Source organism: Paramicrobacterium chengjingii, assembly GCF_011751765.2.
In the GTDB taxonomy this organism is placed as follows: domain Bacteria; phylum Actinomycetota; class Actinomycetes; order Actinomycetales; family Microbacteriaceae; genus Paramicrobacterium; species Paramicrobacterium chengjingii.
In genome coordinates, this window is the sequence record NZ_CP061169.1 from 2,616,888 (window position 1) to 2,639,717 (window position 22,830).

The 22,830-nt window shown below is 62.9% G+C and carries 18 protein-coding genes; 9 read left to right on the forward strand and 9 right to left on the reverse strand.

What is annotated here, in order from left to right:
• Positions 1-10: 10 nt before the first annotated feature.
• On the forward strand, positions 11-667 hold the full coding sequence (locus HCR76_RS12715) for a DedA family protein (RefSeq protein ID WP_235934213.1): 657 nt from the start codon (positions 11-13) through the stop codon (positions 665-667).
• Here HCR76_RS12715 and HCR76_RS12720 read toward each other — a convergent pair.
• Positions 611-1,393 (reverse strand): IclR family transcriptional regulator, encoded by a 783-nt coding sequence (locus tag HCR76_RS12720; RefSeq protein WP_166991067.1) that lies wholly within the window; start codon positions 1,391-1,393, stop codon positions 611-613. The genes HCR76_RS12715 and HCR76_RS12720 overlap by 57 nt on opposite strands.
• A 114-nt stretch (positions 1,394-1,507) precedes the next feature.
• On the opposite strand from HCR76_RS12720, the gene hutH reads away from it, so the two are divergent.
• The 3 genes from hutH to hutI are packed head-to-tail and all read left to right on the forward strand — an operon-like array spanning position 1,508 to position 6,014.
• Positions 1,508-3,082, forward strand: coding sequence for a histidine ammonia-lyase (gene hutH / locus HCR76_RS12725; RefSeq protein ID WP_166991070.1), 1,575 nt, complete (start codon positions 1,508-1,510; stop codon positions 3,080-3,082).
• Complete coding sequence (gene hutU, locus HCR76_RS12730) at positions 3,079-4,782, forward strand: urocanate hydratase (RefSeq protein WP_166991073.1); 1,704 nt, start codon at positions 3,079-3,081, stop codon at positions 4,780-4,782. The genes hutH and hutU overlap by 4 nt, the downstream gene beginning before the upstream one ends.
• Before the next feature lie 2 nt (positions 4,783-4,784).
• Positions 4,785-6,014, forward strand: coding sequence for an imidazolonepropionase (hutI, locus tag HCR76_RS12735; RefSeq protein ID WP_166991076.1), 1,230 nt, complete (start codon positions 4,785-4,787; stop codon positions 6,012-6,014).
• A 110-nt stretch (positions 6,015-6,124) separates the two neighbouring features.
• Here hutI and HCR76_RS12740 read toward each other — a convergent pair whose 3' ends face one another.
• Together HCR76_RS12740 and HCR76_RS12745 are read right to left on the reverse strand one after the other, a co-directional pair.
• Complete coding sequence (locus HCR76_RS12740; protein WP_166991079.1) at positions 6,125-7,075, reverse strand: hypothetical protein; 951 nt, start codon at positions 7,073-7,075, stop codon at positions 6,125-6,127.
• A gap of 163 nt (positions 7,076-7,238) precedes the next feature.
• A complete protein-coding gene (locus HCR76_RS12745) occupies positions 7,239-8,147 on the reverse strand; it encodes an arginase family protein (RefSeq protein ID WP_166991082.1) in 909 nt (302 codons plus the stop codon).
• Positions 8,148-8,254: 107 nt separating this feature from the next.
• Here HCR76_RS12745 and HCR76_RS12750 point away from each other — a divergent pair, with 107 nt between their 5' ends.
• Together HCR76_RS12750 and HCR76_RS12755 are read left to right on the forward strand one after the other, a co-directional pair.
• Entirely contained in the window at positions 8,255-9,640 is a 1,386-nt protein-coding gene (locus tag HCR76_RS12750; protein WP_244971388.1) for an MFS transporter, read from the forward strand.
• Between the two features lies 1 nt (position 9,641).
• A complete protein-coding gene (locus HCR76_RS12755) occupies positions 9,642-11,165 on the forward strand; it encodes a pyridoxal phosphate-dependent decarboxylase family protein (protein ID WP_166991085.1) in 1,524 nt (507 codons plus the stop codon).
• A gap of 45 nt (positions 11,166-11,210) precedes the next feature.
• Here the strand turns inward: HCR76_RS12755 and HCR76_RS12760 are convergent, their stop codons facing one another.
• Entirely contained in the window at positions 11,211-12,920 is a 1,710-nt protein-coding gene (locus tag HCR76_RS12760) for an FAD-dependent monooxygenase (RefSeq protein WP_166991088.1), read from the reverse strand.
• A 34-nt stretch (positions 12,921-12,954) separates the two neighbouring features.
• On the reverse strand, positions 12,955-14,280 hold the full coding sequence (locus HCR76_RS12765; protein WP_166991091.1) for an MFS transporter: 1,326 nt from the start codon (positions 14,278-14,280) through the stop codon (positions 12,955-12,957).
• A 146-nt stretch (positions 14,281-14,426) separates the two neighbouring features.
• Between HCR76_RS12765 and HCR76_RS17710 the strand changes: the two genes are divergently transcribed.
• Positions 14,427-15,374, forward strand: coding sequence for a LysR family transcriptional regulator (locus HCR76_RS17710; RefSeq protein WP_166991094.1), 948 nt, complete (start codon positions 14,427-14,429; stop codon positions 15,372-15,374).
• Between the two features lie 61 nt (positions 15,375-15,435).
• Here the strand turns inward: HCR76_RS17710 and HCR76_RS12775 are convergent, their stop codons facing one another.
• The 3 genes from HCR76_RS12775 to HCR76_RS12790 all read right to left on the reverse strand — a co-directional run bounded on the left by HCR76_RS12775 (position 15,436) and on the right by HCR76_RS12790 (position 20,514).
• A complete protein-coding gene (locus HCR76_RS12775) occupies positions 15,436-15,915 on the reverse strand; it encodes an NUDIX hydrolase (RefSeq protein ID WP_166991097.1) in 480 nt (159 codons plus the stop codon).
• Positions 15,916-15,918: 3 nt separating this feature from the next.
• The gene (locus tag HCR76_RS17585; protein WP_244971389.1) at positions 15,919-19,497 is read right to left on the reverse strand and encodes an efflux RND transporter permease subunit; all 3,579 of its coding nucleotides are present in this window, start codon (positions 19,495-19,497) and stop codon (positions 15,919-15,921) included.
• A 252-nt stretch (positions 19,498-19,749) separates the two neighbouring features.
• Positions 19,750-20,514 (reverse strand): MerR family transcriptional regulator, encoded by a 765-nt coding sequence (locus HCR76_RS12790; protein ID WP_166991099.1) that lies wholly within the window; start codon positions 20,512-20,514, stop codon positions 19,750-19,752.
• 165 nt (positions 20,515-20,679) lie between these two features.
• On the opposite strand from HCR76_RS12790, the gene HCR76_RS12795 reads away from it, so the two are divergent.
• Positions 20,680-21,531, forward strand: a complete 852-nt coding sequence (locus HCR76_RS12795) for a DUF4097 family beta strand repeat-containing protein (protein ID WP_166991102.1) — start codon at positions 20,680-20,682, stop codon at positions 21,529-21,531.
• A complete protein-coding gene (locus tag HCR76_RS12800; protein ID WP_166991105.1) occupies positions 21,528-22,139 on the forward strand; it encodes a PadR family transcriptional regulator in 612 nt (203 codons plus the stop codon). Before HCR76_RS12795 ends, HCR76_RS12800 begins: the two co-directional genes overlap by 4 nt.
• An 18-nt stretch (positions 22,140-22,157) precedes the next feature.
• Here the strand turns inward: HCR76_RS12800 and HCR76_RS12805 are convergent, their stop codons facing one another.
• On the reverse strand, positions 22,158-22,667 hold the full coding sequence (locus HCR76_RS12805; RefSeq protein WP_166991107.1) for a universal stress protein: 510 nt from the start codon (positions 22,665-22,667) through the stop codon (positions 22,158-22,160).
• Between the last annotated feature and the right edge of the window lie 163 nt (positions 22,668-22,830).

Consider the following 22,830-nt stretch of genomic DNA (forward strand, 5'->3'; position numbering starts at 1 on the left):
GGTGGACATCGTGAACGAATTCATCATGCAGGCCATTTCCTCTCCGTGGCTGTACGCGGTGATGTTTGCCGTCGCTGTAATCGACGGCTTTTTCCCGCCTATTCCGAGCGAGACAGTGCTCGTGGCTGCGGCAGCCGTCGCTGTGTCGACGGGCAGCACCAACCTCGTGCTGCTGTGCGCCATCGCCGCGATCGGCGCCGCGATCGGCGACAACATCGCGTTCACGATCGGCCGCTCCATCGGCATCCGCCGGTTCTCGTGGATGCGCCGACCCCGCGTTGCCGCGTCGTTTGACTGGGCAAGTCGAACCCTCAGCCGTTCGGGTGCCGGTCTCATCATCGGCGCCCGTTACATTCCCGTCGGGCGCGTCGCCGTCAACATGAGCGCCGGTGCCTTGCGATACCCACGTCGCCGCTTCATCCCCCTGAGCGTTGTCGCCGGCGCCATGTGGGCAGCCTACTCTGCGTGCATCGGGCTCGTCGCGGGCAATCTCGTGAAAGACAATCCGTTGCTCGGCGCCGTGATCGGCATCGTTCTGGCCCTGGTAATCGGCTTCGTGATTGACCGGGTAGCCGCGGCACGTCGCCGTCGACGCGAGGCGGCCCGCATGTCAGCCGAGCTCGACGCCGCCCGCGACTCCACGCGCGTTTCCGCGGATGCGTCGTGACAGCTCTCGGGCGACAGCAGTAATTCGATCGACATAGTCGCGTGGCTCGGCACGGCCCTGCTCGACAGTGATGGCGATGGATGCCGCAGGCCAACCGACGTGGTCGGTCACAGCCACGCCGACTGACGCCAGGCCGCGCGTGATCTCACCGTCTTCTGACGCGAATCCACTGAGCCGCGTCACGTCGAGCAGCCGCCTCAGTTCTGAATATCGGCGCGGGCCGATGCCCGTGCGATCGACGAACGCCGATGTGTCGGGGAAGAGAGCCCGCACCTGGTGCTTCGGCAGCTGAGCGAGCATCGCACGGCCTGTGGCCGCGAGCTGCGCAGGGAGGCGAACTCCCACGTCGCTGACGAGGTGCGGCCTGCGTGGCGCGCGCTCCTCAACGATGTACAAAACGTCGCGGCCGTGCAGCACGGCGAGGTGTGCGTTCTCGCCAATGTCATCGACGAGCGCCGCGAGCAGAGGTCGGCCGAGTCGGCTCAGAGGTTCGTGGCGCGCATAGCCGCCCGAGAGCTCGAACGCCGCGACTCCAAGGCCCCAACGGTGATCCTCTGGCAGATGTACGACGTAGCCCTGGCGCTGCATCTCTGCGAGCAGTTGATAGACAGTTGAGCGCGGCACGCCGAGACTCGAGGCGATTCGTGCCGCGGCGACAGGACCACGTTGTCTGGCGAGAAAGGTCAAGATGCGCAGCGTCTGATCGGCAGCAGGAGCTTTGCTCATGAGGCATCCTTTCTTTTCTGTGTTTGCCGTGCGCTGACGTACGCGTCCGGGATATCGGACACCACTGCCAGTATGCCTGTTCTCGTAGGGCTTGCGGTGCTGTGGAATCAAGGTATGAGCACCACGCTGACCACACACGACGCCGTCATACTCGGTGCAGAGACAACCCACACCGCGCTGCTGACTCCCGACGAGCTCGTGAGCGTTGCCCGGGACGGTGCCCGTGTCGAGCTCTCGCCCGATGCCGCAGCCGCCATCTCCGCTTCGCGGCAGACCATCGAGAGTCTCGCTGCGACGAGCGAGCCGCACTACGGAATCTCCACAGGCTTCGGCGCCCTGGCGACGACGTTCATCGACACGGAACAGCGTACGCAGCTGCAACAGGGCCTCATTCGCTCGCATGCCGCTGGCTCGGGCACCGAAGTGGAGCGCGAGGTGGTGCGTGCGCTCATGCTGCTGCGGCTGAAGACGCTCGCCACCGGCCGCACTGGTGTTCGCCTTGAGACCGCTCAAGCCTACGCTAACGTGCTGAATGCCGGAATCACTCCCGTCGTGCGCGAGTACGGCTCGCTCGGATGTTCGGGCGACCTCGCGCCGCTCTCGCATTGCGCCCTCGCCGTGATGGGCGAAGGCCAGGTGCGCGATGCATCGGGAACCGTGCGCGAGGCCGCCGATGCACTCGCCGATGCGGGACTCCAGCCGGTCGTTCTCGCTGAGAAGGAGGGGCTTGCGCTCATCAACGGCACCGACGGGATGCTCGGAATGCTGCTGCTTGCACTGCATGACATCCGGATGCTGCTGCGCACAGCCGACATCGCTGCGGCGCTCAGCGTGGAGTCGCTGCTCGGCACCGACCGAGTGTTTGCCGACGACCTGCAGCGGCTCCGCCCGCAGCACGGGCAGGGACGTTCCGCCACGAATCTGCGCGCACTGCTGGGTGGATCGCCCATCGTTGCCTCGCATCGCGGCCCAGAAGACCCGAGCGTGCAAGACGCGTATTCGCTGCGTTGCGCCCCGCAGGTGCATGGCGCCGCACGTGATACCGCTGCGCACGCGGCTTCCGTCGCCGCTGCCGAGCTGGCCAGCGCTGTCGACAATCCCGTCGTCACACTCGACGGTCGCGTTGAGTCGAACGGCAACTTTCACGGAGCCCCCGTCGCCTACGTGCTGGACTTTCTCGCGATCGCCGCCGCCGACGTCGCTTCAATGTCGGAGCGCCGAACAGACCGCCATCTCGACCCGAGCCGCAGCAGGGGACTCCCGGCGTTTCTCGCGCACGACGCCGGCGTCGACTCCGGGCTCATGATCGCGCAGTACACAGCTGCGGGCATCGTGAGCGAGCTGAAGCGCCTTGCTGTTCCGGCATCCGTCGACTCGATCCCCTCGTCGGCGATGCAGGAGGATCACGTGTCGATGGGTTGGGCTGCCGCACGCAAGCTGCGGCGCGCCATCGACGGGCTCACGCGGGTGCTCGCCATCGAAGTGATGACGGGATGCCGCTCGCTCGACCTTCGGGCGCCACTCACACCCGGGCGCGCGACAAATGCCGTGCTCTCCTGTGTGCGCGAAAGGGTAGACGGCCCAGGACCCGACCGCATTGTGTCAGACGAGATCGAGGCCGTCGTCGAACTGGTGCGCACTGGTCGCATCGTCGCCGCCGCAGAGAGCGAAATAGGAGAACTGCAATGACGCACGATACGACTCCTTCCGATCACGCCCCACGCGAGGTTCACGCACCGCGGGGAACGACGCTTACCGCCAAGAGCTGGCAGACCGAAGCTCCGCTGCGAATGCTCATGAACAACCTCGACCCCGAGGTTGCCGAGCGACCAGATGACCTCGTGGTCTATGGCGGAACCGGGCGCGCCGCGCGCAGCTGGGACGCGTTCGACGCGATCTGCAGCACACTCGAGGATCTCGAGGCAGATGAAACCCTCCTCGTGCAATCGGGCAAACCCGTCGGCGTCTTCCGCACGCACGAGTGGGCACCCCGAGTGCTCATCGCCAACTCGAACCTCGTACCAGACTGGGCGACGTGGCCCGAATTCCGTCGGCTCGAAGCCGAGGGCCTCACCATGTACGGGCAGATGACGGCCGGCAGCTGGATCTACATCGGAACCCAGGGCATTCTGCAGGGAACGTACGAGACGTTCGCCGCTGTGGCACGTTCGCTGCAGACACGCGGCCGCAGCGACGGAACCCTCGCCGGAACCCTCACGCTCACGGCCGGATGCGGCGGCATGGGCGGTGCGCAGCCGCTCGCCGTCACCATGAACGACGGAGTGTGTCTCATTGTCGACGTGGATGTCGATCGGCTACAGCGGCGGCGCTCGCACGGTTACCTCGACGAGATCGCTGACGATCTGAACGCCGGTATCGAGCGCGCACTGCAGGCAAAGCGCGACCGGGAGGCCGTCTCTGTGGGCGTCGTCGGCAACGCGGCATCTATCTTCCCCGAGATTCTTGCGCGCGGAATCGACGTTGATGTCGTCACCGACCAGACGAGCGCACACGACCCGCTGAGCTATCTGCCCGAGGGCGTCGACGTTGCGCAGTGGCATGCACTGGCAGCATCCGATCCCGCCGATTTCGCCGCGCGATCGCGGGCATCCATGGCGAAGCACTGCGATGCGATGGTGGCATTTCAAGACGCCGGTGCCGAGGTGTTCGACTACGGCAACTCGCTTCGAGCCGAAGCCCGCGAAGGAGGCTGTGATCGCGCCTTCGAGTACCCGGGCTTCGTTCCCGCGTACATTCGCCCGCTGTTCTGCGAAGGCAAAGGACCGTTCCGCTGGGCCGCACTTTCGGGTGATCCCGCAGACATCGCGGCGACCGACCGGGCGATTCTCGAGCTGTTCCCCGACGACGAGCCGTTGCGCCGATGGATCGAGCGCGCGAGCTCGACTGTGCGTTTCGAGGGACTGCCTGCGCGCATCTGCTGGCTCGGCTACGGCGAGCGCCACCGTGCGGGGCTGAAGTTCAACGAGATGGTCGCCTCGGGCGAGCTTTCAGCGCCCGTCGTCATCGGGCGCGATCACCTCGACTCGGGCTCCGTCGCCTCGCCGTATCGCGAGACGGAGGCGATGGCCGATGGGTCCGACGCGATAGCGGACTGGCCGCTGCTGAATGCCCTGCTCAACACGGCGTCGGGGGCCACGTGGGTGTCGTTGCATCACGGCGGAGGCGTGGGAATCGGTCGGTCGATTCATGCGGGGCAGGTAATCGTCGCCGACGGAACGGACCTTGCCGCGCAGAAGATCGAGCGGGTGCTCACGAACGATCCGGGAACAGGCGTCATGCGGCACGTCGATGCCAGCTACGATCGCGCAGCCGACGTTGCACGCGAGCGCGGCGTGCGCATTCCTCTGCTCGCCGCGACCAAGGAGTAGTCATGCGCACGCTCATCACGAATATTGCCGAGCTGGTTACGAACGACCAGCTGGTCACAAATGACGAGCAGGCTCAGGATGCCGTCGGGCAGCGCCTCGCGGGCGACTCCGCGCTCGGCATTCTTTGCGACGCCGCCGTTCTGCTCGACGGTGACCGCATCGCGTGGGTCGGCGAAGCGGCATCCGCACCCACCGATGCTGATGAGATCGTGGATGCTGCGGGGCAGGCGGTGATTCCCGGATTCGTCGACAGCCACACTCACCTTGTCTTCGGCGGCGACCGTTCTGCGGAGTTCGCCGCGCGCATGAGCGGTCAGCCGTACTCGGCCGGCGGCATCCAGTCGACGGTCGAGGCGACGCGCGCGGCGAGTGACGACGAGCTGCGGACGCGCCTCGCGAGCTTCGTCGCCGAACTGCACGCGCAAGGCACCACGACTTTCGAGGTGAAGACCGGATACGGCCTCAGCGTGGCCGACGAGGAGCGTCTCGCGCGCCTCGCCGGAGAGGTCACCGATGAGGTGACGTTCTTGGGCGCCCACGTCGTTCCGCCGGAGTTCGACAACGGCATGGGCAGCGACGGCGACTCCGACGACTACGTCACGCTGGTCTGCGGTGCCATGCTCGACGCCTGCGCACCGCACGCGCGCTGGATCGACGTGTTCTGCGAGCGCGGCGCGTTCTCGACCGAACAGTCACGCCGCGTGCTCGAGGCCGGTGCGGAACGCGGCCTTGGCGTGCGTGTGCACGGCAACCAGCTGGGGCCGGGCGACGGTGTGCAACTTGCCGTCGAGCTCGGTGCGGCGAGCGTCGATCACTGCACGTATCTCAGCGATGATGACGTCTCTGCCCTGGCAGCATCCGACACTGTCTGCACATTGCTTCCCGGCGTCGAGTTCTCTACGAAGCAGCCATATCCCGATGCGAAACGGCTCGTGGATGCCGGTGCGACCGTCGCGCTCGCGAGCGACTGCAACCCGGGGTCGAGCTTCACATCGAGCATGGCGCTCTGCATCGCTATAGCTGTGCGCGACATGGGGCTCACCCCAGCGGAAGCGCTGTGGGCGTCAACGGCCGGAGGTGCCGCTGCGCTTCGCCGCGACGACGTGGGTCGCATCGTGCCGGGGGCGCGTGCCGACCTTGTGCTGCTGCGTGCCCCGAGCCACGTGCACCTTGCCTACCGCCCTGGCGTGCCCCTCATCGAGCGTGTCTGGGTCGCCGGCCGCGCGATCTGATCGGCGCTGATGCAGAAGTTCATGTGTCGAAGTTGGCGCCCAGATTGCCTCTGGGAAGCAATCTTCGCCACATGAACGCTCCAGCATTTGAGGTGCCCAGCCCTCAACCTTCAGCCACGCCAGCCGCGTGCGCAGAGAGCATCGTGAACGCGGCGAATGAGCACGCCCGGCTCGTTGAAGAGCTCAGACGAGACCTGCACGATGATCCACCCGTCGGCGCGCAGCCGTTCGATACGTTCGATGTCTCGGGAGTACTGCACACCGTGAACTCGACCCTGGTATTCGACGGCCACCTTGTATTTGGGATAGGCCATGTCGAGGCACGCGAGGTGGCCCCCGTTCTCATCGAAGAAGTCATTATTGAGCACCGGCTCGGGCAGCCCGTTCGTGACCAGAAGATGGCGCGTCAGCGACTCACGGGGCGACCATGAATCACAGCGCACGAAATGAAGTGCCTTGCGCAGCTTTGCAGCGCCCACCCTGCGGCAGCTATTCACAGCATCCGCAAGCTGCGACGGCGTCGCCAACGACTGTCGCCCGGCATTCGGTCGGCCGTAGCCTTCACGCCATATCCGGCAGAAGTAGTCCCCGACGGCGACGAGCCACGGCACGTCGAGACTCTCACCAAGCGTTGCCCACGTCGCAGCAGGGTCTGATACACGCAGTCCGGACACCACGACGACAGGCACCGTCGGCGAGGCACTGTGTCCGATGACGCCGCGAGTTCGCGGAGCTCGGGCCGGGCGCACCGTCGACACGTGGACTCGGGGGTCCGTCACGAACGGCAATGGCGCGCCGTGAACAGCGGCAGCCGTACAGTGACTGAGAAAGTCCACTTCACGCATACGCGGTGCATAAGCGTGTGCGTGACGACGCATTATCTCCTCGGGGCCCGGCTCGTCGTCATCTGCGACGTCGCGCGCGAGCATCCTCACTCCGTAAAAGGGGGTCTCGAGGTCTGCTGCGCGGAGCCTGCCTTGTTTGACACCTCGATCCGCTGCCGCCGCCACCGAGAAGTGAGTGCCAAGCGCCGTGGGCAGCGGGGTGAGCGAGCGAGTCATGACCGACACTTTGCCAAAATCGCTGCCGGGCCGCACACGTTCTCCACAGGGCCAGCGCGCGAGATCGTTCAGATGTCAAAGCTGTTGGATATATGCGCGAACTCCTGCCGATTTCGACACATGAGCAGGCGGCCTGATTGGCAGGCGGCCTGGCTGGCTGAGTTCACCGCAGAGCGAGTCCGGCTGCGGCCTCCAGCACACAGAGCGCCGCCAACCGCACGGTGCGGCCATCAGCGGCATCCGCCGTGGCATCGATCTCCGTGAGGTCGAGAGACGCAACACTCGGATGCCGCGCGGCGACGCGCGCCACACGGCGCAGCTCGTGCGCGGCAATGCCGCCCGGGGTCGACGCCGGGCATGCGGGAGCCACAGCTCGATCGCACACGTCGACGTCGAGGTCCACGTGGATGGGGCCATTCGCGCTTCCCGCGATTTCGAGAGCCTGGGCCATGACTTCGTCAAGGGAGCGCCGAAGGAGCTCATCGCGCGTGATGACCGTGATGCCGAGATCGCGGGCGCGTTCTGCGTACGCACGGGAGTTGGCGAAGTCCTGAATACCGATCTGCACGACGCGTCGCCCATCGAGACCCGCTTCGACGAGACGCCGAACGGGCGAGCCGTTGGAGCGGCCATCACGCAGATCATAGTGAGCGTCGAGAGTGATCAGGCCTGCCGTCGACACATCGCTTCCCCAGGAGCCCAGTGCTGCGGGAACGGTCGCGGCATTGTCGCCGCCGAGCGCCACGACGAGACGACTTCGGGTCGCGACGTCAGCGACACGCTGCGTCGCGGCATCCTCGTCAGAATCTGGGTCGCGCACGTTTCCCGCGTCGGCGAGTGTGAGCACGTCGAGGTCTGCGTCAGCCGAGTGAGCGAAGGGACTGTACTTCCGCAGCGCTTCTCGCACAGCATCCGGGGTGGCATCTGCTCGTGTCGGCGACAGTGATGTGCTCGCCGTCGGAAGCCCGACGAGAACCAGATCAAGGTCGCCGTTGATGCTGTCTGCGTTCGGCCAGTCGCCCGCCCGCGGCCAGAGGTCGTCGTGTGAGAGCCCCGCCGTATTTCCAGCCATACGTCGACGCTAGCACCGCGGCACCAGACGCCGGGCCGAAGGCGAATCCACGAGCACTAAGATCAGTTCATGGCAGTCATTGAGCGAACGGCACACAGGCAGGTTCAGTGAGCCCATCGAACGATGCCACAGGCCCGATCGGCGTCTCGCGCGCGCGACTGCCGCGAGCCACGCTGTGGCGCTATGGGATCGGCTCGCTCGGCACTGGCGGGTTTGCCACCCTCCCCGGCCTTGTTCTCGTCTACTACCTCACAGACACACTCGGCGTGACGGCGCTGGTCGCCGGGCTCATCCTCACCATCTCAAAGGTCTGGGACGTCGCAATCGACCCCGTCATTGGCGGGCGCAGCGACTTCAGCCTCGCGCGCAGCGGGTCTCGCCGTCGGTTCATGGTGATGGGCGGCATTGCGCTTCCCGTCTTCTTCGTCGTGACATTCGCCGTTACTCCGGGGCTCCCGCCCGCGGTATCTGCGATCTGGGTCACGCTCGCCTTCATTCTGTGCGCCACCTCGTTCAGCCTGTTCCAAGTGCCGTACATTGCGCTTCCGGCCGAGCTCACGGGGCGCTATGACGAGCGCACGCGTCTGCTCACGTGGCGTGTCGTTGTGCTGACCGTGGCCATTCTGCTCTTCGGCGCAGGCGGCCCGCTGCTGCGCGATCTCTTTCCAGACAACCCATACCTGGGGTACCTCGTGATGGCGCTCGTTGCAGCGGTCGCCCTCGGCGCGGGGATGCTGTCGTCGTCGACTGTCGCGCCGCAGAATGTGCCCGAACCGGAGTCCAGGCCGACGGCGTCCCTCGTGCAGAACTACCGTGGCGGCATCCGAGCTCTCATTCGCAGTCAGCCCTTCCGCGCACTTCTTGCCACCTTCATGCTGCAGGGCCTCGCTACCGGCATGATGCTCGCCGGAGCGCAGTACGTGGCAACGTGGGTGCTGCACTCCGAGACCGCCGTGACACTGCTGTTCGTCGCGCTCATCGCGCCGGCTCTTCTGCTGACTCCGGCATGGGGCGGCCTCGCCAAGCGCATTGGCAAAGAGCGCGGGTTCTGGTTAGCCAGCATCATCTTCCTCGTGGCCTGTGCTTCTCTCATCATGTTGTTGTGGTCGCCAGGCTGGTGGGTGTTCGTTCCCGTCGCCGTTGCGGGTGCCGCCTACGCGGGAATGCAGACGCTGCCCATGGCGATGCTCCCCGACGTGATCTCGCACGACGCGGCCCGGCATGGAGAGGGCCGCGCCGGCATCTTCGGCGGCCTCTGGACAGCGGGAGAAACCGCGGGGATGGCCTTCGGCGCGACAGCGTTGACCGTGATGCTCGCCATCACCGGGTACCAGGAGTCGATCGGCATCGACGTTGTCACGCAGTCGACAGCCGCCGTCATGGGCATTGTTCTGAGCTTCAGCGTCGTGCCCGCCGCAGCCATGCTTGTGAGTCTCGTCACGTTAAGTCGCTACAGTCTTCGCCGAGCCGACATCGAGCCAGAGGGAGAGTGACGTGACTGAATTAGGCGATGCGTCACAGTCGATCCTCGAGCGTCTACGCCTCCTGCGAGAGGCGGATGCCGCCACCCACGGTGGGCGAGTTTTGTCGTACGTGTACGATTCGGGGCTGCCCGAGCTCGACGAGCTCGCCGCCGAGGCGATGCGACTCGTGCAGCCGGTGAACGGGCTCGATCCGACGGCGTTTCCCTCTGTTGCCGCTCTCGAGCGCGATGTCGTCGGCTTTGCCAGGCGAATGCTGCACGGAGACGACGACACGGTCGGTTCCGTCACCAGCGGAGGCACAGAGAGCTGCATGCTCGCCGTCAAGACGGCACGCGACGTCTGGGCGGCAGCGCAGGTCTCGGGCGACCCCGCCACCCAGCCGATCCTTGCGCTGCGTCCACGCATCATCGCGCCATCCACCGTGCACGCGGCGTTCCACAAGGCGGCGCACTATTTCGGACTCGATCTCGACCTTGTGCCCGTCGATGCCACCGGCCGCGTCGACGTCGACGATCTGCGAACGCGTTTCGGCCCCGACGTTGCGCTCGTTGTGGTGTCGGCACCGAGCTACCCGTTCGGTGTGCTCGATCCGGTCGCAGAGGTGGCGAGCGCCGCGGCGCGCCACGGCATCCCATGCCATGTTGACGCGTGCATTGGTGGCTTCGCGCTCGCCTGGTGGGGTGACCTGCCGCCGTGGGATCTCGCGGTGCCCGGAGTGACGAGCATCTCGGCCGATCTGCACAAGTACGGCTACGCACCGAAGGGCGCATCTGTGCTGCTGCAGCGAGATCGCGACAGACAGCGTCAGCAGTTCTTCGCAACGGCACGGTGGCCCGGGTATCCCGTTGTCAACGCGACGCTTCTCGGATCGAAGTCGGCTGGTGCCCTCGCTGCGGCGTGGGCGATCGTGCAGCGCCTCGGCGACGAGGGCTTTGCAAACCTCGTCGCCTCGTGCCGCCGCGCGACGGAGCAGTTGCACACGCTCATTGACAACGTCGTCGGGCTGCAGGTAGTCGGGTCTCCGACGGGGCCGCTTCTGGCGGTGGAGACCGATACAACCGTGCCCAAACGCATGCGCGTTGACCCGCACCACTGGGCCGATCGTGTCTCAGAGCTCGGATTCACACTGCAGCTGCAGCCGGGATTCACCCAATCGAACGCCCTCACTCTCCCCCATACCACGCACCTCACGATTACGCCGGTCACCGAACGGATGCTGCCACAGCTGAGCGATGCGCTCACGCGGGCCGCCGCTGATGTGCGGGGGAAGGCGCGGGCCAATCCACGGTTCGCCGTGCAGGCGCTTCGCATGTCGGGGGCTCTCGGGCGCGAGCTCACTGCCGATAAGGCTCAGGCGCTTCTGTCGCGTTTCGGCGTGGGTGGCAAACCCAACGGCTCTGCGGGCACAGCGACGCCGCTTCCGGCAAAGATGGCGCCGCTCATCGCCCTTGTCGAGCAGCTGCCTGCCGAGTTCGCTGAGCGTCTCTTGATCGAGGTGCTTGCCCGCCAAGTGGAGCCTCCGGCAACCACGTAAGCGTCGTGCAACTTACACGGTGATTGCACGGGCACGCCCACATTTTCAACGCGACGAACTCAAGATTTCCGCCGGTATCTCCGCACCTTTACAAGGCTCGGGCGCAGTGTCACAGGTACATGCCCCGAGCCTCGCCGCAAAGGCATTCACATCTGAGGGCAATCGTGGTCCCCTCCAAGCCACATGCTGATCCTGTCGCACGATGACGTACTCGCTTGTGTACGAATCGGGCAGTGCCACGCCACTCAGGGAAAGGACGTCCATCGGAAGACTCGTCTGACGTTGCAGCTCGTCTGCCCACGCCTGTGCTTCCTCGCCGTCGTCACCTCGGCAGCAAATAAGTGTGTACCACTCCCCCAGTCGGTCGTAGAGAGAGGCCCCATCAGGTAGCCAAACGTGTGGCAGCCGACAACCGGGAACTGTCGAAGGAACATAAGTTCCCATGGTGTAACTCGGGGCGTTGCCGTCGTCAACGATTATGGGGGACTCACCGTATGAGTAACCGAAGTTGAGCCCACTTGCCGCAAATTGCTGCACGTTGAGATCGTATGCAAGTCTGCCGAACCCCTCACGAGCTGCGTCACCACGGGCCCCATCAACGTCCAACGTTCCCGGTACATCCGCAGCAGTTATCTTCTCGAGATGGGTCATCGCGAATTGCGACACCTGATCCGTAATGGGCTGACGCTCGGCCACATACGCATCTAATATGGACGCATCAGCCCATCCATCTACGACTGCGCCAATGAGCCATCCGAGGTTCAACCCGTCGGCTATGCCGGCGTTCATACCGTATCCGCCCATTGGCACCCACACGTGAGCAGAATCACCCGCGATGAACATTCGACCCTCACGGAATTTGTCGGCAACTAAACGACGCGCCGTCCAGTCCTGAGTCGAGATGATGCTGTAGTCGATATTTTTGCCGCCTCCAAGAATTGTTCTGATTGCGGCGTCGCGGTCAACCGATTCAGCTTCCACCTCATCAAGGCTCAGGTAGGTGTGGATGAGGAACTTCCGCTTCCCGTCTACCGAATAAACATGTCCTTGGCGTTCATTGCCGAACACGTAGTATCCCCAGGCAGGCCGGGCGCTCATCGCCTGATACAGCCCGGGCGCATCAATGTACGTCGATTGGACATGTTGCAGCACGGGGTCGCCATGGAAGGTAGCGCCGATCGTCTTACGCACAAGTGACCTGCCACCATCCGCGCCAACTAAGTAACGGGCCCGTACCTGGCTGACTTCACCATCGCCGGCATCGACAAGCGTGGCATTTATACCGTCATCGTCCTGTGCAACTCCGACACACTCAGTCGATCGACGCAGTTCAACTCCGGCCATACTCTCCGCATGACGTTCCAGTATCGGATTCAGATAGATTTGATTGATGCGATGAGGCGGCTCTGGCGTGGCCCAGTTTGCATCAGGCCCAATGCCGTCCCCCTGACTGCGGCTCGCAGTGGACGGAATTGGAATACGCCCAAACTCTCGGCCCAAGACACTTGTACGAAATGCCACGTCCTGAGGATGCTGATAAGGCATGCCCGCTCCCCGCACTGTGTCGGCAATGCCGAAGCGGCGAAACGCTTCCATCGTGCGGGAGGCAACGTGATTGCACTTCACCTCAGAAGGATCGCCTGGACTGCGTTTCTCCACAATGATGCTTGTCGCCCCGTGGGTGCTCAGCTCCGACGCGGTCATCAGCCCTACAGGGCCCCCACCGATGATCAGCACATCCGCATCGTATTTCACGCTAACTCGCCTTTCACGTCACGTCCGAATTGAGTCATGAGATCGTCGCCAAGTCTCGTCTACGACCTTCCGGTGCGATGAGCAACGCGGTACCACAAATCACGAGCACCACAATCCAGGCGGCCCCAAGGAGCATCACCCCGCCAGCGGCGACAAACGTGCTGGCAAGAATTGGCGTAAATCCGGCACCAATAGCGGATGCTCCCTGGAACGCCACTGACGAGCCCGTAAAACGAACTCCTGTAGGAAACAACTCTGCAAGGAATGCTGCGAGCGGGCCGAGAATAACGCCCTGAATTCCTTGAGCAAGGACCACCGCAAGAGCGAAGAACCAGTTTTCTCCACTACTGATGAGGAGCAGCGCCGGGTAAGCGAAAATGATCGCGAGAATGATCCCAAATGCAATAACAGGACGGCGGCCCCACTTGTCGCTCAAGCGAGCGGCAAGGATGGCAGTGACGAACATGGCGATCGCAGAGAACACCTTTGAATCGAGTGCGAAAGTACTGTCGGCGCCCTGACTCGTCGCATAGCTGAGCCCCCACACACTAACCATGCCTGAAATCGTCAGCTGGCTCATGGCGACAAGTACGCCGAGGATGAGGACGCGCGGCGACTTCGTGAGGACGCGGAGAAGAGGGATGCGGCGCTCCTCCGCTTTCGCAGACAGTTCCACGAACAGCGGGCTCTCTACAACTTTCAGCCTAATGAAGAGCCCGATCAAAACGAGCACAAAGCTTGCAAGGAATGGGATTCGCCAGCCCCATGACAGGAATTGCTCGGAAGGAAGCAAAGAGAACAGGCTGAGCATTCCTGCCGAGAGAATTGATCCGGCTGGCGCGCCGAGATTGGCAAATGATGCTGCGAACCCGCGCTTGCCAGCTGGTGCCTGCTCGAGTGCAATGAGCATTGCTCCGCCCCATTCACCTCCGACGGCGAATCCTTGAATGACACGAAGGGATACCAGCATTAGCGGTGCGATGACACCAACTTGCTCATAAGTCGGGAGCACTCCGATAAGCGCGGTGCCGATTCCCATCGTGATCATGGTGACGACCAAGACTCCCTTACGACCAAGCCTGTCACCAAAGTGGCCGAAGATTATCCCACCGAGAGGACGCGCAACGTACCCGGCTGCAAGTGTCGCAAATGACGCGACCGTGGCGATCGCGGGGTCTAAGTCCGAGAAAAAGACGTGCGCAAATACGAGAGCTGAAGCGGCGGCATACAACATGAAGTCGTAGAACTCGATTGCACTACCAATGAAGCTGGACGCGAGTATTCTGCGCATCTGAGGAGTACGGAGGGAATCGTGCGTGAGTCTGCGTTGATTTGCACCGTTCTTTGTGCTGCTCATCATTGAACTCTTTCTACGTTGTTCGAAGCGGAAGGCAACCCAGTCCGTGGGCTCCACTTTCGCGGAGTGCGACGACTCTTCAAGTCTGGCGAGCCCTCCGTATGCTAGACAAGCACAAAAATCTAGAGAGATAGTTTAGTCTGGCTAATATGCTTGAGATTTCTAGCATCACGCTGCGTCAACTGGACTGTCTGCGTGCTATCGTCGAATCGGGTTCGGTCTCTGAGGCGGCCCGACGAATGCACTTGTCCCCCGGCGGTGTGTCGCTGGCAATAACCGAGTTGGAACGGCAACTTGACGTTCAACTCACATTGAGGACACGTGGGCGTGGAGTGGAGATCACGAGCGCTGGCCGCTCGGTTTATGAACGCGCGGTCAAAGTCGCAGATGAAGTCCGCGGGATTCACCAGACGGCTGCAACTCTGCGCGGAGAGTTGACCGGTCCTCTGAGGCTCGGAGTATTTACGACGTTGTCGCCGTGGTTCCTCCCGCAAATAGTCGAGCATATTACTCAAAGGTTTCCTGCAATCGACCTGCAACCAGTAGAGGACGGTTCAATTGAGCTGCAAGCGGCATTACTCGAGGGAGGGCTCGACGCCACGCTTATCTATGAGAATCACCTCACGTCAGGAGTCAAGGGTCACCGAATCGCTCCGGTCAGGCTTCAATTGGCTGTAGCACCAACGCATCGGCTCGCTCGCCGCGCAAGTGTTTATCTCAGCGAACTGGAGGACGAAGACTGCGCGCTCCTCGCGAGCGAGCCTGCATCAGCACACGTGGAAGAAATACTGCGAAATGCCGGCATGACCCCGCGAGTGAAATGGCGCAGTGTCAATGTGGAAACGATCCGATCTCTCGTCGCTCGTGGTCTCGCCTACACAATAATCATGGGTCGCCCATATGGCGACCGCACATATGAGGGGCTCCCGATTACGTACCGTCCCATCGCGGACGAGATAGCACCGAACGCGGTTGTGTTCGGCGTCGCTCGAGGCGCTCATCAGAGTGCTAACGTCCGCGAACTTTTGTCATATTGCCTCAAGAACTTCGGAACAGCATCTCACGGCGGCCAGCATGAAATGGGCCGTCTCGCGTAAGGCGACGCGAGGTGCTTGCCCGCCAAGTGGAGCCTCCGGCAACCACGTAAACGTCGTGCGCTCAGCGCTCGAATTTCGCCTCGGTGCCGCCGTACAGCGCGACGTCTATGCGCTCCAGCTGCGTCATGCGCATCTGCGGCATATCGGCGAGAGCGAACCACCGAGCCTCCGTGTTCTCTCCATCGACAGGTTCGGGGTTACCCGAGACATAGCGGCACGCGAACACCAGGTCGAGAAACCGAGCTTTGTCGCCGTTCGGCCAGGCATGGGGCGGCATCGTGTGCACCCATGCGAGACGTTCGGCGACAGCGACGATTCCCGCCTCTTCGAGAACCTCGCGCTCCGCGGCGACAGCGGGCTGCTCACCCGGGTCAATGATGCCCGACACAGATGTCCACTCGTCGTTGTCCGCGCGACGAACAAGCAGCACCTCTGTCCCTTCGGTGCCGCGCCGCGTCACCACAGCCGTGACTCCGCTCAGCCACAACTCGTCTGTGCCGATCTTTCGGCGAAGAGCAGTGATGAACTCAGGCGTAGCCATGCCTTACCGTACCCCGGTCGGCTCCGATTCTGACGGCACTGAATCGGCGTTGTCACGCTCTGCCGTTGCCTCTGCCTTTCGCGAACGCTTGACCGCCCGGCGTTCTTTCGCCCCTTCAACAAGGTTGTACAACGTGGGCAGCACAACGAGTGTCAATACCGTGGACGACACGAGTCCGCCGATCACGACGATCGCGAGCGGCTGCGAAATGAAGCCGCCGTGCCCGGTGATGCCGAGCGCCATCGGGGTGAGCGCGAAGATCGTCGCCAAGGCTGTCATGAGAATCGGGCGCAGCCTTCGTACGGAACCATGCTCGACGGCATCCGCCACGGTCAGACCCTTGTCGCGGTACTGGTTCACAAGATCGACGAGCACGATGGCGTTCGTCACGACGATTCCGATAAGCATGAGCACGCCGATAAGCGACGGCACACCGAGCGGAACGCCCGTTGCGAGCTGCAGGCCAATGGCGCCCGTTGCGGCGAAGGGCACCGACACCAGCAGCAGAAGCGGCTGACGCAACGAACGGAATGTCGCAACCATGACGATGTACACGATGAGGATCGCCGCGAGCATCGCAATGCCGAGCTGCTGGAACGCGGTGTCTTGGTCGGCACTCACGCCGCCGAGCTCGGCAGACGCGCCGGCAGGCAGGTCGACGCTGTCAACCGCCTCCTGCATCTCGACGCTCGCCGCTCCGATGTTATCGCCCGCCGGAGTCGCGCTCACTGTCGCCGAGCGGTCACCCTTGACTGTCGTCACGCTCTGCGGCCCATCGCTGATCTCAACGGTCGCGAGCGTCGAGAGTGCCACGACGCCGGTCGGCGTGGGAACCTCAAGGTCGCGAAGCTCGTCGAGCGATGCAGGTTCGTCAGCGGTCTCCACGTAGATCGTGAGCGTCGTGTCGTCGATCACGATCGTTCCCGCCTGCTGCGGCTTTGTCGCGCCCGCGACGAACGAGCTCAGTGCAACCTCGCTGTATCCGGCTTCGGCGGCATCTTGCCTGTTTACCGCAACCTCAATGTACGGGCGCGACTCGGCGAGGTTGTCGCTGACCTCGGCGACCGAGTCGAGGTCGGTGACGGCGTCGTGCACAGACGTCGTAGCCTTCTCGAGATCCTCTGAGGAGGTCGCTGTGATGTCCACTTCGATGTCGGACGATGCACCGAAACCACTCGATGCCGACACTTCGATTGTTCCGGCGTCGTCGATCGTCGCGAGCTTGTCGCGCACCGTCTGCTGCAGCGCCGTCTGGTCGGCGTCGACGTCTGTCGTGATTGAGAACGAGATCGCGCCCGCATCACCACCGCCAAATGCAGAGGTCAGCGAGTTTCCGCTCGACCCGATCGACACCTGCACAGTCTCGATGCCATCAATATCGAGCAGAGCGTTTTCGACCTTCGTCGCCGCCTCGTCTTGCGCGTCGAGGCTCGCTCCAGGCTCGAGTGTTTGCGTGACCGACAGCGTGTTCTGGCCACTGTCGCCGAGGAAGTTGGTCTTCATAAACGGCGCCGCTGCGAGCGTGACGCCCATGACGAGCAGCGCAAGTATGATCGTGGTCGCCGAATGCTTCAGCGTCCACCGGATGATCGGAAGGTAGGCGCGCTGCAGGCGCGTGGGGTGCTTCAGCTCATCTTCGTGGTCGTTCTGGGCCTGGCGGCGTGCCCGACGAGTGTGGGCGGATGCCGATGGCTCACGCGCGGCGTCGGTTGCGGCGGGTTCCTCAGAGACCGTTGCCGGCCCTTCGGCATCCGACTGCTTCTCTGCCGATTCCTCGTGCGGAACACCCGGCGTCTTCGCCTGGCGCACGTATGAGGCCGAGACGATTGCGGGCATGGGGGCGATCGATGGTTTCGGAGCGCTGGCGGCATCGGACTCAGCAGATGCGCTCGCTTCGGCCGTTGGCGCGACAGCACCCGTGGCCGGTTGCGCCGCCTTCTTCTCGTGGCGTTGCGCCTTGGTCGTCTGCTTCTGCTCCTTCTTGGCAGCACGGGCTGCGTCGGCTTCGTCGCGAGCGCGATTCTTAGCGTCGACAGCATCCGTCTGCTTCTGCTGACGTTCCTCGATCTTCGCCTGCTGTTTCTCGGTGGGAGCGCGCAAAAACCAGTACGCCAGAACGGGAACGATCGTCAGAGACACAAGCAGCGACGCGAGCAGGGCGATCGTGACCGTCAGTGCGAAGGGACGGAACAGCTCACCTGTCATGTCGCCAACGAGCGCAAGCGGCAGGAACACGGCGACCGTCGTGATTGTCGACGCTGTAATCGCCCCGGCGACTTCGCGCACAGCCGTTGCGATCGCCTGAAGACGGGTTGATCCGGTGCGATCAGCGCTGAGACCCAGGTGTCGCTTGATGTTCTCGATCACCACGATCGAGTCGTCGACAACACGGCCGATCGCGATCGTCAGAGCCCCAAGGGTCAAGATGTTGAGTGTGTAGTCCGACACCTGAAGACCGATGAAGGTGATCAGCACCGATGTGGGGATTGAGATAGCCGTGACGAGTGTTGCACGAACGTCGAGCAAGAAGAGCAGAATCACCAGAACGGCGAAGACAAGACCCAGAAGGCCCTCTGTCGAGAGGGACTCAATGGATTGCTCGATGTACGGCGCCTGGTCGAAGACGATCGTGAGGGTGACACCGCTGCCCAACGACTCTTCAAGCTCGGGAAGCGCGTCGGTGATGCCGTGCGAGACGTCGACGGTGTTGGCATCGGGAAGTTTGGTGATCGACATTGTGAGGGCATCTTCGCCATTCACACGCGAGTGAGTCGTCTGAGGGTTTTCCGTCAGTTCAACCGTGGCGACGTCGCCGAGAGTCACGATCTCACCGTCGGGAGGAGTCACGCCGGTCAGAGGAAGCGCCGTGAGGTCATCGACGGATGTGAGCTTCGTGCCGGACTGCACCGAATACGTGCTGCCGTCTTCGGTGATCTCGCCCGCGCCGATGAGCGTTCCGTTTTGCTGCAGAACATCGTTGATGGCCTGGGTCGTCGCACCCACCTTCGCAAGCTCCTCAGCGTCGGGCGTGATCGTCACCCTCTGCCCTGCTGCGCCGACGATCTCGGCCTCGCGCACGCCATCAACGTCTTCGAGCTTCGGAACGGCAACGCGCTCGAGCAGGTCGTTCAGTTCGGCATCGTCACCTCCGGTCACGGCAACTTGGATGATCGGGAGGTCATCGAGGCTTCCCGCCATCACTTGGGGGTCGACGTCCTCGGGAAGCGTCGATGAAATGCGCTCGATTGCCTGATTGATCTTCTGCTCGGCAGTGTCGAGATCGGTGCCGTACGTGAACGTTGCCGACACGAGGCTGAGGTTTGTGCTCGATGTGGCACTCGTCGATTCGAGACCAGGAACGCCGCTGATCGCTTTCTCGATGGGCGTCGAGAGGTCGTCGTTGACGACGTTGGGCGATGCTCCAGGGTAATTCGTCACAATTGCGAGCTGTGGGAACGTGATGTTCGGCGCCAGCTCCTGTTTGAGCCCGGTGAGCGAAATCACCCCGAACACGGCGACAACGACAGTGACAAGCGCGATGAGCGCGCGATTTTTCAGGCTGGCGACGCTGAGAAGATGCACAATTCTCCTGCGAAAAGTTCGAGGTGGAACGGATGCATGCACGCTCTGTACCGTGCACGCCAGGAATCCGCCTGTGCATTCTTTCACAGAAGGCTATGAGTACTCCCTTCGGGAGTGCTCTAGGTTTGCTGGGAGCATCAATTTGCACACAACCCGAATCGTGAAGATCCATTCTCCATGTCTGAATCAATACGGCTCTCTCGCGGTCATGCCGAAGGGGCGGATGCTGTGACAGCATCCGCCCCTCATTCATTAAGCGTCACGCCGACTCTCGACGTACGCGTTCAGCGCGTCTCGAACGAACGTCGCGCCGTCGGTTCCCCTGTAGTTCGAGGCGAACCGCGGGTCGGCGACGTACATCTCTCCGAGCCCAAGCAGGTACTCGTCGGTCGCAAGGCCATTCTCACTACCGGGTGTGCCGGGAATGCTCCCGAGCCATTCGGCATGACGTCGGGCGAGGCTCTGCGCTTCGTCACTGTTTGGGTGAACGCCGCGCTCTGCGGCATCCGCCCAATCCATCGCGAGGGCGTGCTGGCGCTGCTGCCACTCCAAACGCTCGGAATTGCTCATACCGCGCCACCATTCATCTGAACGCGCATACGCGTTCTGTCCCCAGCGCTCTTCGACTTCGTCCTTGTACTGGGTGTGGTCGAAACCGTCGAACATGTTCTCTGCCATGACACCCTTTCCTTTCTCTAACGTGCTGATGGTGTTTTCGACCGACGAGATCTGTCTCAAAATGCGGTCATGTTCGCGTCGCAGCCATGTGAGGTGAGTGCGAAGCGCATGTGGTGCGTCTGCCTCCCGGTCGATCACCTCGGCAATCGCTGAAAGGCCGAGACCGAGGTCTCGAAGCAGCAGGATGCGCTGCAGCCGCACGAGTGCCGTGTCATCGTAATAGCGGTAGCCATTCGACCCGACATCGCTCGGCTCGAGAAGCCCGATGTGGTCGTAGTGCCTCAATGTACGGCTCGTCGTGCCCGCATGCTGCGCAATTTCCTGAATTGACCAGAGCATCTCTCTTCTCCTTTCTGTGTGCGACAGTGTTCACTGTAGAGATTGACGCAACGTCAATGTCAAGCCTCAATTTTTGTTCTCTGTTGCCATTCACAGCAACGCGATATATCGTGTTTCGAGAACACGCGATATATCGCGTTGCTGATGCAGACAGAAAGGCATCCCATGAGCAGAGAGAAATGGTTCATCCAGCCGGGTGAATCTCGAGTCATCGACACCGGAATTATCCGAGCCCTCAAGGTGGCGCTCATCGCCGGCACCATTGATGTCATCGGGCACGATGAAGACACCGCACGTATTGAGGTCAATGACGTCACGGGCAGAGACCTCAAAGTGACAATCGACGGTGACACCCTCGAAATCGACCACCCCCAGCTGCGCTGGGAGAACTTCATCGACACGTTCAAGGCGTTTGGCCCCAACAAAGCCTCGGCCGCGGTAAGCGTTCTCGTGCCACGCAGCATCGACCTATCGTTCGGCGTCGTGAGCGCCACAGCCCTCGTGTCCGGACTCGAGACGGACGCCCGACTGAGTACAGTAAGCGGCGAAATCGGTGCCGACAGCCTGACGGGCGATGTCGAACTCAACGCCGTGTCAGGAGCGCTAAACGTCAGCAACCACACGGGCACGGTCTCCGTTCACACCGTGTCGGGCGACGTCACCGCAGCGGGCGAGATCACGAAGCTCACGGGCGACACGGTGTCGGGTGACGTGTTCATCGATGCGACGGGGTCATGTGACCGCATCCGCGTTAATTCGATGTCGGGCAACGTCACAGCGCGTGTCGACGCCGATCTCGGCGCTCGGTGCGTGCTCAACACCGTGAGCGGACGCATGCACGTCGATGGCAGAACCGTCGACGGCACGTTTGGCCGCGGTTATTCCATGACGACGACGGGCAGCAGCAATTTCACGGTCGAGGTGACGGCAAACACCGTCTCAGGCGACATTTCGATGATCAGGCGTGCCGACGCTGGCTCGCCCTACAGCGTCGACGCGGATGGAGCAGTGCAATGACCCCGGTTTTCGCCCACGGCAACCTTCGCCTCTATCTGCTGAAGCTTCTCGCCGAGAGCCCTCGAAACGGATACGAAATCATCCAGGCGCTCAGTGAACGCTTTGGCGGCACATACAGTCCGAGTGCGGGCACGGTCTACCCCAGGCTTGCGAAGCTCGCAGAAGAAGGGCTCGTCGCCAAGAACAGCGATGGGCGCAAGAGCGTCTATGAGATCACGGATGCGGGCAGAGCCGAACTCGAGCGCAGAGCCGACGAACTCGACGCGATCGAAGACGAGGTGAGCGACTCCGTGCGCCGCCTCGCCGACGAAGTTCGCACAGGAGTGACAGATGCGATGCGTTCGCTACGCGCCGAGCTCGCTTCAGCAGCACGCGACGCCCGTTCCCGGGCTCAGGACGATCCCGTGTCAACGCCTCGAGACACCGACTCGCGAACACAGAGCCGCGTCGCCGTCTACGAGATTGAAAGTGCCGTTTCGGAGTTTCGCCGAGAGCTCCGCTCCGATCTGCGCAACGCCATCGCTTCGGGCAAAGTCGTCGATGATCAGCTCATTGTGACCGCGCGATCCGAGCTTGCTCGCGTGCGGGAACTGCTGCGCCCGCGTTAACCCTCTTGGGAGTTCGAGCTAGGCCTCGGGCTCCCAAGGAACGCGGCCGTCTTTGTCTGCGGGAAGCAGCGGCACAACCACAACGGGACGGGACTGCGTATGCGCCAGGTGCGCAGCAACCGACCCCCCGAGAAACTCCTGGAGTCCCGCTATAAAGCCGGGTTCGCGCGTTCCCACAACGATCATGCTAGCGCCTATCTCATCGGCCATTGCGCCGAGCACAGCCGAGGGCTGACCGGCGCCGACCCGGGTTGTCCAGGCGACTCCCGCACTGTCTGCTGCAGCTTTCGCACGTTCATCCAGCCATGTGATGTCGGGATCGCCCTCGGCTGACGGATCAGGATCGAACGTCGTGAAGGCGACGGTGCCGTCCGACATAAATCCTGAGGTGTACTGCGTGGTATCGACCCACGCGAACACCACGTCACGATCGAAGGCTTTCGCAAACGCGACTCCCCTCTCGGGTACGCTCTCTGGCTGCTCTCCTGTGACTCCGACAAGTACCGGGCCACCCTCGGGGTTCTGCATGATTTCGAACTCCTCTCGCCACTGCGAACGGCTTCTCTGCCTTCCCCCAAGCGTATCGCTGATTGAGCATTTCGCCGCCATATTCCGCCACTCGCATGTAATGTCTTGCGTCCGGTCAGCGCCCGTCGGTCGGCCAGCCTCACAGGAGAGATCAAGGCACCAT

Bases quoted from the DNA above. Each gene is read 5' to 3' on its own strand.
- HCR76_RS12720 (WP_166991067.1), bottom strand. From the start codon at position 1,393: ATGAGCAAAGCTCCTGCTGCCGATCAGACGCTGCGCATCTTGACCTTT.
- hutH (WP_166991070.1), top strand. From the start codon at position 1,508: ATGAGCACCACGCTGACCACACACGACGCCGTCATACTCGGTGCAGAG.
- hutU (WP_166991073.1), top strand. From the start codon at position 3,079: ATGACGCACGATACGACTCCTTCCGATCACGCCCCACGCGAGGTTCAC.
- hutI (WP_166991076.1), top strand. From the start codon at position 4,785: ATGCGCACGCTCATCACGAATATTGCCGAGCTGGTTACGAACGACCAG.
- HCR76_RS12740 (WP_166991079.1), bottom strand. From the start codon at position 7,075: ATGACTCGCTCGCTCACCCCGCTGCCCACGGCGCTTGGCACTCACTTC.
- HCR76_RS12745 (WP_166991082.1), bottom strand. From the start codon at position 8,147: ATGGCTGGAAATACGGCGGGGCTCTCACACGACGACCTCTGGCCGCGG.
- HCR76_RS12765 (WP_166991091.1), bottom strand. From the start codon at position 14,280: ATGATGAGCAGCACAAAGAACGGTGCAAATCAACGCAGACTCACGCAC.
- HCR76_RS17710 (WP_166991094.1), top strand. From the start codon at position 14,427: ATGCTTGAGATTTCTAGCATCACGCTGCGTCAACTGGACTGTCTGCGT.
- HCR76_RS12775 (WP_166991097.1), bottom strand. From the start codon at position 15,915: ATGGCTACGCCTGAGTTCATCACTGCTCTTCGCCGAAAGATCGGCACA.
- HCR76_RS12790 (WP_166991099.1), bottom strand. From the start codon at position 20,514: ATGCTCTGGTCAATTCAGGAAATTGCGCAGCATGCGGGCACGACGAGC.
- HCR76_RS12795 (WP_166991102.1), top strand. From the start codon at position 20,680: ATGAGCAGAGAGAAATGGTTCATCCAGCCGGGTGAATCTCGAGTCATC.
- HCR76_RS12800 (WP_166991105.1), top strand. From the start codon at position 21,528: ATGACCCCGGTTTTCGCCCACGGCAACCTTCGCCTCTATCTGCTGAAG.
- HCR76_RS12805 (WP_166991107.1), bottom strand. From the start codon at position 22,667: ATGCAGAACCCCGAGGGTGGCCCGGTACTTGTCGGAGTCACAGGAGAG.